At 35.5% G+C, this 9,971-nt stretch carries 7 protein-coding genes; 1 reads left to right on the forward strand and 6 read right to left on the reverse strand.

The genetic code is table 11. The features are described 5' to 3' along the window. Positions 1 to 577 precede the first annotated feature (577 nt). A complete protein-coding gene (locus NTX22_09065; GenBank protein ID MCX6150659.1) occupies positions 578 to 1,663 on the reverse strand; it encodes a hypothetical protein in 1,086 nt (361 codons plus the stop codon). 466 nt (positions 1,664 to 2,129) lie between these two features. Here NTX22_09065 and NTX22_09070 point away from each other — a divergent pair, with 466 nt between their 5' ends. Next, on the forward strand, positions 2,130 to 3,623 hold the full coding sequence (locus NTX22_09070) for an amino acid permease (GenBank protein MCX6150660.1): 1,494 nt from the start codon (positions 2,130 to 2,132) through the stop codon (positions 3,621 to 3,623). Between the two features lie 215 nt (positions 3,624 to 3,838). On the opposite strand, the gene NTX22_09075 is transcribed toward NTX22_09070, so the two are convergent. The 5 genes from NTX22_09075 to NTX22_09095 form a co-directional block, all read right to left on the reverse strand. Then, positions 3,839 to 4,435 carry a DUF1579 domain-containing protein gene (locus NTX22_09075; protein MCX6150661.1) on the reverse strand — a complete coding sequence of 199 codons (597 nt, stop codon included), beginning with the start codon at positions 4,433 to 4,435 and terminating at the stop codon, positions 3,839 to 3,841. Positions 4,436 to 4,572: 137 nt separating this feature from the next. Further along, positions 4,573 to 5,742 carry an AmmeMemoRadiSam system radical SAM enzyme gene (gene amrS, locus NTX22_09080; protein ID MCX6150662.1) on the reverse strand — a complete coding sequence of 390 codons (1,170 nt, stop codon included), beginning with the start codon at positions 5,740 to 5,742 and terminating at the stop codon, positions 4,573 to 4,575. 44 nt (positions 5,743 to 5,786) lie between these two features. Continuing rightward, a complete protein-coding gene (locus NTX22_09085; protein MCX6150663.1) occupies positions 5,787 to 7,934 on the reverse strand; it encodes a fused MFS/spermidine synthase in 2,148 nt (715 codons plus the stop codon). Further along, complete coding sequence (gene amrB / locus NTX22_09090; GenBank protein ID MCX6150664.1) at positions 7,922 to 9,469, reverse strand: AmmeMemoRadiSam system protein B; 1,548 nt, start codon at positions 9,467 to 9,469, stop codon at positions 7,922 to 7,924. Before amrB ends, NTX22_09085 begins: the two co-directional genes overlap by 13 nt. A gap of 210 nt (positions 9,470 to 9,679) precedes the next feature. After that, a partial coding sequence (locus NTX22_09095) for a T9SS type A sorting domain-containing protein (protein ID MCX6150665.1) occupies positions 9,680 to 9,971 on the reverse strand: 292 nt, incomplete at its 5' end.

Here is a 9,971-nt window from a genome sequence, read left to right on the forward strand (position 1 = left end):
GTAAAATCATGGCTTGTAATTTTATTTTCATCATTATTTGGTTCATTGGTATTGCAGCCTGTCTGTCCGATAGGCAGGCTTAACATTGCAGTAATTAAAAATAAAAGCAGTATGTTCATGATTTTGTTTTTCATATCAGTATAAAATTTATTATTGTTTAATTTAACTCCTTAAATGCCTCAATAAACTTAAAAATATTTTTCTTTTTATTTCTATCGGCTTCCAATATGGTCAAATCCATACCTTTCAATTCCGTTATAAAACCATATAAGTCCATTTCTTCCACCAAGCCATCATTAGGTGTACTGCCCTAAATACGCGTAAACATCTTAAAGGGAAAATTAAGCGTATCAACTTACCAAATATAATCCCACCCCTGCAGGATCGAAAATTTTCTGTTCTGCATAATAAGAAAAGTAAAGACAACAACTGAAACAGGAATAACAATTTTGTCTTTTATTGAAAGTTATCTCTAGTAGGCTTTTATGAAAGGACAACCGTGCTTTTATAACCAAAGGCAATTTACTATCGACTTTCAGATAAACATAGCTCGCATTGGTTTTTTCTTTGCTACAGTTTATTTTACTTTACCGCGCACCACATAGCCTATTCCTGTTTGATGGGCAGCAATGAATATATCATTTTCAAAAGGCATTACTGCATAGAAGTCAACTATATATTTACTGAATCCACCAATTGGCCACCATTCATTTCCATCGAATTTTCTTAATGTTCCATGAAAACCAACTGTATAAACATTATTTGCTGATGTACCTTTAATATCAAGATAGTCAGGATTGCCTCCTATCTGAATAACCCATTTATGCCCGTTATATTTATAAATTGCATTACCAACTGAATAGATTTCATTTTCATTACTTCCCCACATTGCCTTGTTGCCAAACTTATAACCGGAAGGTACTGAATTAATATTTACTAATCTGCAAGAGTCTAAATCTTTCCAGGTGTTATTACTATATTTTGAAAAATAGAACATAGCGGTATCACCATAAACTTTATAATTGTAGTATTTATTCATAAGAAAAACTTCTCCGTTTGGAGCGACATATATTGGACCTAAATCGGGTTCTACAGATAATAATCCTAAATATTTTCTTTTATCAAAAGGCATTTTTTGCCAAATAGAACCTTCTTTATGATAAAGAGAACCATATTTTCCACAAGCCCATAGATCATTAGAAGTTCTACCATGGATATATAATAAAGCATCCCCTTTTATCGGAATAATTTCCTCTTGCCATTCGCTGTAGTTATAATGTAAAATAATACTTACGGAATGAAGTGCGGTATCAGCTATTATTTTATATCCGGCTATATAAACATTATCTTCAGCAAACCCAATAATTGCCGCTGCCTCATAGTTAAATCCCAAATTCGGGGTAACTCTATTCCATTTGTTACCATCCCAATGAAATACTTCTCCCTGGCTGGCAAGGTTAAAACCTGCAATCCAAACATCTTTCGAAGAACTTCCCCAAATAGACCAAGGGACAACACCGTAACCATGTGGATTAATTAGGGTATCTATAGTCCAAGTATATTCTTTAATATTATCAACTGGCGGCTCAGTAGATTTATCACATGAACTAATTATAAAAGACGTTATTACTAAAGCTATTGTTAATGTTATTTTAATTTTCATTTTAGTGTTTTGCCTTGTTGCAAATTATCTTCCGGTTCTGTTGGTGATTTTCTGTTCTGTATAATAAGAAATGTAAAGACAACAACTGAAACAGGAATAACAATTTTGTCTTTTATTGAAAGTTATCTCTGGTTAGGCTTTTAAGTAAGAACCCCCGTGCTTTTATAACCAAAGGCAATTTACTATAGTTTTTCGGATAAAAATAATTTATTGGTCCTTCTGCTGCTGGTTTTGAGGTTTTTCCTTGTAAAGAATTGATAATTACCTGAAAATGAACTATTGTTACATCAATTATTCAATGTTTATCGTCTAACGTTTATCATTTAAAGCTAAAGTGGTTAATCCCCTTTCATTTTCCCTCCATAGTAAGGAAGGGAAGGCAGGAGTATTGCGTTCTTAATTTATGGTACAAATAAGATTTTAAAAAGGAATAATGAACAAGATTTTTTAATTTTTTAAGGAGTGGATGAACTTGAATACAACAACACAATCCACAAATAACGATAATTCAAAATTTAAAAAAGAACTAACACTATTCGATTCTACAATGATAGTCGTTGGATCTATGATTGGTTCGGGAATATTTATTGTAAGCGCCGATATTGCAAGAACAGTTGGTTCGCCCGGTTATCTTCTACTTGTCTGGTTAATAACAGGAGTAATTACAGTAATTGCCGCATTAAGTTACGGTGAGCTTGCCGGAATGATGCCACACGCTGGGGGTCAATATGTTTATTTACGAAAAGCTTATAATCCTTTAGTTGGCTTTTTATATGGATGGACATTGTTTCTGGTTATTCAAACCGGAACGATTGCGGCAGTTGCAGTTGCGTTTGCAAAATTCACCGCTGTTATTTTTCCATGGTTCAGTGAAAAGAATATTTTGTTTTCCTTACTCGGATTAAAAATTTCCGCGGCGCAGTTTTTAGCAATATTCAGCATAATCATTTTAACTTTTATAAATCTTCGTGGAATCAAGAGCGGTAAAGTTGTTCAGGATCTTTTTACTTTAACAAAAACCATCGCCTTGCTGGGACTAATACTTTTAGGAATCTGGATTGGCAGCAACCCCGATGTTATTAATATCAATTTTGAACAATTATGGAATGCGAGCTGGACACATATTGCTAATGGAAAAATTATTTCCATTGATCAATTGACCGGTACAGTGCTGCTGGCTGCAATTGGCGTTGCAATGGTCGGTTCTCTATTTTCTTCAGTTGCCTGGGAGAATATAACATTCACCGGCGGTGAAGTTGTGAATCCAAAAAGAAATATTCCCTTAAGTCTTGCATTAGGAACTGGTCTGGTTACAATAATATATATGCTTGCAAATGTTGCTTACCTTTTAATTCTTCCAATTCAAGGAACACTGGATGGCAGCACAGTACTTTCAAGAGGCATTCAGTTTGCTTCAAGCGATAGAGTTGGAGTTGCCGCCGCCGTACAGGCATTCGGAGAACCAGCGGCAATTGTAATGGCAATATTAATTATGATATCAACCTTTGGATGCAACAATGGAATTATACTAAGCGGAGCAAGAGTTTATTATGCAATGTCGAATGATAATCTTTTCTTTAAAAGCGTTGGAACTTTGAATAAGAAATCAGTTCCCGGAGCTGCGCTGGTTCTTCAGGCTGTTTGGGCATGTCTATTATGTCTATCGGGCACGTATGGAGATTTGTTGGATTATGTTGTATTTGCCGTCCTCATTTTTTATATATTAACAATCGCCGGGGTTTTTATCTTACGGAAGAAAATGCCTTGGGTTGAACGACCATATAAAGCATTTGGTTATCCGGTAATTCCGGCTCTTTATATAATAATTGCCTCAGCAATTTGTATTGATCTATTAATCTATAAACCAGCTTTTACATTGCGCGGGATGATAATCGTTCTGATGGGAATTCCAGTTTACTTTATCTGGAAAAGATTTTCTCCAAAACAAATAATTAAATAAAATAAAAAAGCCCCTTCCTAAGGCTTGCCTGCTGGTAGTGTCTGGTGCAGAACTTGTCATTCTGAATGAAGCAAAGCGAAATGAAGAATCTCTATTCTAATAATGGCACTTACTCTTATCCGGGTGTTAGATTCTTCGCTCATAACTTCGCTCAGAATGACATATCCGAGTTGTGCAACAGACTCGGTAAGCAGGGAAGGGGTTAGGAATAGGCTTTACTTCCTTTCATAATCCACTTGTAAATTTTTCATTTCTTTTCCATTCTGAACCATATACAATTCCATAACACTGTGGTTATCATCAATCCATTTATTTACCTGCTTTACTCCAATTTCGGTTTTAGAAATTGGATCAAACATTTTTCCAGTCATTGTAATGGTTTTAGTAGTTTCATCTAAAGGACCTTCAACAAGCATTGTACCGGTTCCCATATTATCAATCCAGTAACTTTGGAATAATTTTTTTGCATTATCATAACCCATAATGCCAATTCCATTCATTGGCATACCCATCATTGTGGCTGTATATTTAGATTGGAGGTATCTTCCACCAAGAAGCATTTCATTAGTGCAGGTACCTTCGGATTTCGTGGGTGGCTGCGCTGGGTCCATCCATTGAGTAACGGATGCTTTCCATTCCCCGACATCTTTAGCCATCATTTTGTGAATATTACCAGGAGTCATGTATTCTTGCCAAGCTTTCATCATTGCTGCCTGATCTGCACTTCCCTCCTGGGCGTTAATATTTGTTGCCGAAATAAAAGTGATAATTAATAAAACAGAAATAGCCTGAAAGAATTTTACGGTCTTCATAAAAGTTTCCTCCGATTTTTGATTGTTTTTTCTATTGTAATGGAAAAAATTAAAAACATTAATTAATCTTTCCATTTATTAGCTCTTTAAAAATATAATAAGTAAAAACTCAAAAGCAAAGCGATTCTTAAAAATTATCAACTCCAAACACCAGCAATTTTATCTCCGCAAAACTTGCATTTACCTTTTACAACAAAGTTATTAAGAATTGCAAAACCTTTTCGTTCTATAAGCATTTTGCCACACTTTGGACAATAAGTATTTTCTGCCCAGTGACCCGGGACGTTTCCGATAAATGGATATTTTATTCCGGATTTAACAGCTATTTCTCGTGCTTTTTCTAAAACAGAAACCGGCGTAACTGGAAGCTGGGTTAATTTATACAGCGGAGAGAAGCGGCTAAAATGAAGCGGGCAATCCTGTAATCCATTTTTAGCAAGCCAATCGCACATTCGCTTTATCATATCAAGATTATCTGTCCACGTTGGGATTATAAGATTTGTTATTTCCAACCAAACATTTTCCTCTTTCAGAATTTTTAATGTTTGCAAAACAGTATTCAGCTTACCGCCATTAAGTTTTTGATAAACACTATCATCAAAACTTTTCAGATCGATATTTGCGGCATCAAGATATTTAGCTAACTGCCTGATTGGTTTTTCATTTATGTACCCATTGGATTTCCAGACATTTTTAATTCCATTTTGATGAGCAAGTTTGGAGGTATCGAGCGCATATTCATAAAAAGTCGTTGGCTCGGAGTAAGTGTAAGCAATCGTTGCGCAATTATTTTGCTTTGCAAGCTCCACCACTTTTGATGGCATCATATCATAGTTTTGTGTTTCCTTTGGACTGACCTGGGAGATTTCCCAGTTCTGGCAGTTGAGGCAAAAAAGATTACACCCGGCACAAGCAATTGAAAATGCTTTGGATGTTGGGAGGAAATGGAAGAGCGGTTTTTTTTCAATCGGATCGATGTGAACGGCACAAGGATTTCCGTATGCAATCGAATACATCTTTCCGTTATGGTTTATTCTGTTCCTGCATTTACCGGTTTCATCTTCATCAAGCGAGCATTCATTTGGGCATTTTTGGCAGTACAATCCACGGGAAGTTTTTTCATAGAACATCGCTTCCTTGCTCCACTTCCATAAGTCATCACTTTTTACTAGTGTAAGCTCTTTGCAAACAGTGTTTGCAAATGAATCGATGTTATTTATTCCAACACAAATTCCGGTAATTCCAAGCGAACAGTATTTGATGAACTGGCGTTTGTTAAATTTTCTGAATTCTAAAGGATCATTCATAATCTCATCTCAAAATTCATTTTGTAATTTCTTTTTCTTATCAATTAAAATAAAGAGGAATATTTCCTCCTGTTGTAAAAGGAAATTATTCCACTAATCAGATTGAGTAAACCAATAACCAAACTAACCATAATTATCCCAAGCAGCGGAATTAAAAAAGCCGAAACCAGCAGTGCTCCGAACGCTGAACCAATTAAATCTACTCCATAAATTTTAGAAGCAACTTTTGAAACGTTTCCTGATTCTAATTTTGTCGCAAGGGAAAACTCAAGCGCAACTAAAAAAGCAATTATAAAAGTAAGCAGGTAAAATATTGAATGAACAATTACGGCATTTATGGAAAATGATTTAAGTAGAATAAAAATCAGCGGAAGCAAAAGCGAATATATGGAAATGAGAAATTGAATTTTTATAAAATGGTTCATCTGCGGCTGGGAAAATATTTTGTTCCAGTAAAACGAACCTACCGCTAAGCCAGCCATAAAGATGGTTATGATTATTCCGGTAACCTGGTACACATAACCATAGATTATCTGAAAGACGATCAGCAATAAAACCTCAATCGAGGAGGCGGCAAATCCCCCACAGAAAACACCAAAGCTTATCGGATTCAATTTTAGTAAAAGTAAAACCAAACCAAGTAAAATTAATATTGATGGAATCCAATAATTCACTTCAAAGTAACTTAACCAGTGCAATATCTGCCGGTAATAAGAAACCGGATTAAAATCTTTATTCAACTTCGTATTTGTTAAAATATTGCTCTGGATATATTCGCTGCGCTGGTGAAGAATTTCATCATCAAGATAATATTGATTAACATAGAGATTATTTAATCCCCGCTGCTCAATCATTTTTCCAATGTTAATATTAAGCTCGCTATCCGATGCAAGAAAATAATTCTTCATCCCCGGAACAATCAGAATGTTTTTGAATGCCGTTTTGAGCGTATGATAAATTATTGAGTTTATCTGACGCGCGTCCTGACTTATGTAATCGGTAGCTGGTAAAAGGCTTAATGAAACAACCGCTGCCCGATTAAGCTTTGTCTTAAGCTCAATAAAAAATTCAGTGGTATAAAACCGGTTTAGCTGCGCCGTTATTGGTTCCGGAAGATTGATCAGAACTACATCGTAATTCTTGGGTGTGCTCTTTACAAACAATCTGCCATCTTCATTTAAAACGTTAATTCTTTTATCATTCAAAGCATCGGTGTAAGTTTTGCCAATTTGGATTATCCATGGATTTACTTCAACATAATCTATTCTTTCAACATTGTATTTTAAAACTTCATTTGTTGTTCCGGAAATTCCACCTCCAATAAGCAAAACATTTTTAGGATTCGGATGCTGAATCATTGCGTAATGAACCGCTTCTTCATTTGATGCTGGATCATTAGTAGAAAAAAATAAAACGTTATTCTCGAAAAAATTCTTCTGCTCACCTTGTTTGGCAACAGTTAAATTTCCATATGGAGTATCTTTGTAAAAAATTATCTCCTGATCCTTGAAGAGAAATTGTCTTGCCAATTCATCAAAATTGAAATTAAAAACTATTACCAGAGCAACAACTGAAGCGATAAGAGAAATATATCTTGTGGTTCGGCGGTTATATTTGTAAATGAGAATATTAGCCAGAACTAAGTTGGTAATCAAAAGAATGGTCAAACTCTGAAATGTCTTTAAGAAGAAAATCAAAATGAAGTTGAAGATGATTCCGCCAATAATGCTTCCAATCGATTCTATCGAATAAACTTTGCTGATCAGGTTTGATTTATTTAAACCGGAAACAGTACCGGCTAAAAGAGTAAACAAAAATCCAGATAACAAGCAGTAAGGTAAAAGCAAGATGAACGAACTATAAAATATTTGTACTATGCCAATCATACTGCCGGCAATAAAGACAATGTTCTTGAGATAGTTTAAAAGAAAAACTGTAACGATTGGTAAAACGGCAAGTGCAATAAATGGAAAAGCTAAATGTTTTTGTTTTATCTTTAATTGTTCAGAAAATTTCCCTAAATATGCACCGAGTCCAGTAAGCGCCATCCAGTTAGCAAGAATAATTCCGATTACAAGTTCATTACCATAAAAGACTGAGAGAAACTCCCGGAGAAGAATTATTTGAGTAATAATGGAAGTGAAGCCAAGGGAAAGAACGGCAAGAGTTAAAGTTTTTTTTATTTTTTCCACAACTCATTCTCACCAAAAACAAGAGCTTCGTAAATAAAAATGTCGGCATCTTTCCAGCCGTTCCAGCCAATGCCGGCTTTATCCTGCGCACAATGTCCGAGAAATTCTTCTTTAGTCCAGCCGGTTTCTGTTGCCACCTGTGGAAGGAATGTTCCTCCGCTCATTCCTTTCTTAACGTAAATTCCATGTTTGCCAAGTACAATTTCATCAATTGAGTTTATCTTTTTCATCGGAGTAAGAACAGAAATTTCAATTTCCAGTTTATCAACTTCATTCGGTTCCACCGGGGAGAAACGGTAATCTTGTGTTGAGGAAGCTACTACCATTTGCTGAACAATTTTGTAAAGTGGTTCAGCCGCATCAAAGCGACCAATGCATCCACGGAGTTCGCCATTCTTTTTCAGTGTAACAAACGCTCCGCATTTTGTTTTTAAATTATCAGATAAATTCTTTTCATCAACCTCCGGCAATTGATGGCTGCCAACATACAGCTTTACCGTATTGCGTGCAATCGAAAGTAATTCTCTTTTATCATTCTCATCTAGATTGAACTCTCCATCTTTCTCATTCTTCATCTTACTCTTAATCTTGCTCTTACTCTTACTCTCTTTTAAAGAAAAGACAATCGAGTTATAACCTACAACCTGGTTTTTATCACCATATTGAGTATCACCTGAGTTTTTGTATTGCACTAAATCAATTGCAATATCTGGATTATTCTCAGTCATATAAAGCAAAGTAAGCACCGCCGCCTCTCCGCACATACAAGTTGCAAGTTCGGCAATTCCCTTTTGCTCGTTTGCATTAATTACTTCCAATAATTTTTCGGGCGAGTTAGCTAGAACCGCTTCCGCCGTTAACTTGTCAACTTCAACTGCATCTTTGTATTTTGGATAGTGGGAAAAATCTGTACTGATGATGAAAAGATTTTTTGAATTAAAATATGGTTTCAGTACTTCGGCAATATTCTTACAAATATCAGGCGGATTTGTTCCCAATACGATGGGGATAATTTTAAAGTCCTTCTTCAATCTGTATTGAAGGAATGGAACCTGGACTTCAACACTGTGCTCATATTTTTGCGCATCTGTTCGCGCAGAAAATAAAGCAGATTTTTTAATTAGCTCTTTTGCCACCTCGGTGTTTACTTTGGCTGTTCCCAAAGGAGTAATAAAATTTCCGATGCTGTAAACTGAAGCCCCTTCAAATCCAACACGGTGACTGATGCCAAGGATAAAAATATTTTCATAATCTTTATCCGGATCAATCTGGTTATAGCTGGAAGCGGCAACTTCTCCGGAAAAAACATATCCTGCGTGTGGAGCAATTATCGCAATAACATTAGAAAAATTTTTAGGTTGAACTGCGCTTGAAAAATATTTTTCCAGATCAGCCTTCAGTTTGGTTGGGTCGGCAGGATAAAATTGTCCTGCAACTGCTGGTTGTCTATCATTTAATTTATTCTGGGATTTACAATCACAAGAAAAGAAGATTATGGCAAGTATAAGAAGAATCTTTGGACTAAATGATTTCATAATAGAACCTTTTTCTTTCGCTGGTAATTTAAGATAATTGAATCAATCGGTCAATCAATTCTTGAAAAACTTTGAACCCTTTGCGTTTTGATTGTGAAGATTCATTCTTATGAAGCCGTGCTCGGCGAGTAATGAAAAACAACAGAGAACAAATTCCAAGTATCAAGTGCAGGAACACACTTAAATGAGTGTTCCTGCAAAACAGAGGAATTATTTAACCAGCAGCATCTTCTTCATAGTTACAAATTCATTTGCTCTAAGCTCGCAGAAATAAATTCCGCTGGAAAGATCAGTTCCGTTAAACTCAACAAAATATTTTCCTTCATCCTTTCGATCATTAACAAGCGTTGCCACTTCTTTGCCAAGAGCATTGTAAACCTTAACGGTTACAAATCCAGCTTTAGGAAGCTGATACTCAATTCTTGTTGTTGGATTGAATGGATTAGGAAAGTTGGTTAGAGAATAATCAGAGATAATTTCCTCATCAGTATTTGTTATAGAT

This window comes from Ignavibacteriales bacterium, assembly GCA_026390815.1.
Classification (GTDB): domain Bacteria; phylum Bacteroidota; class Ignavibacteria; order Ignavibacteriales; family SURF-24; genus JAPLFH01.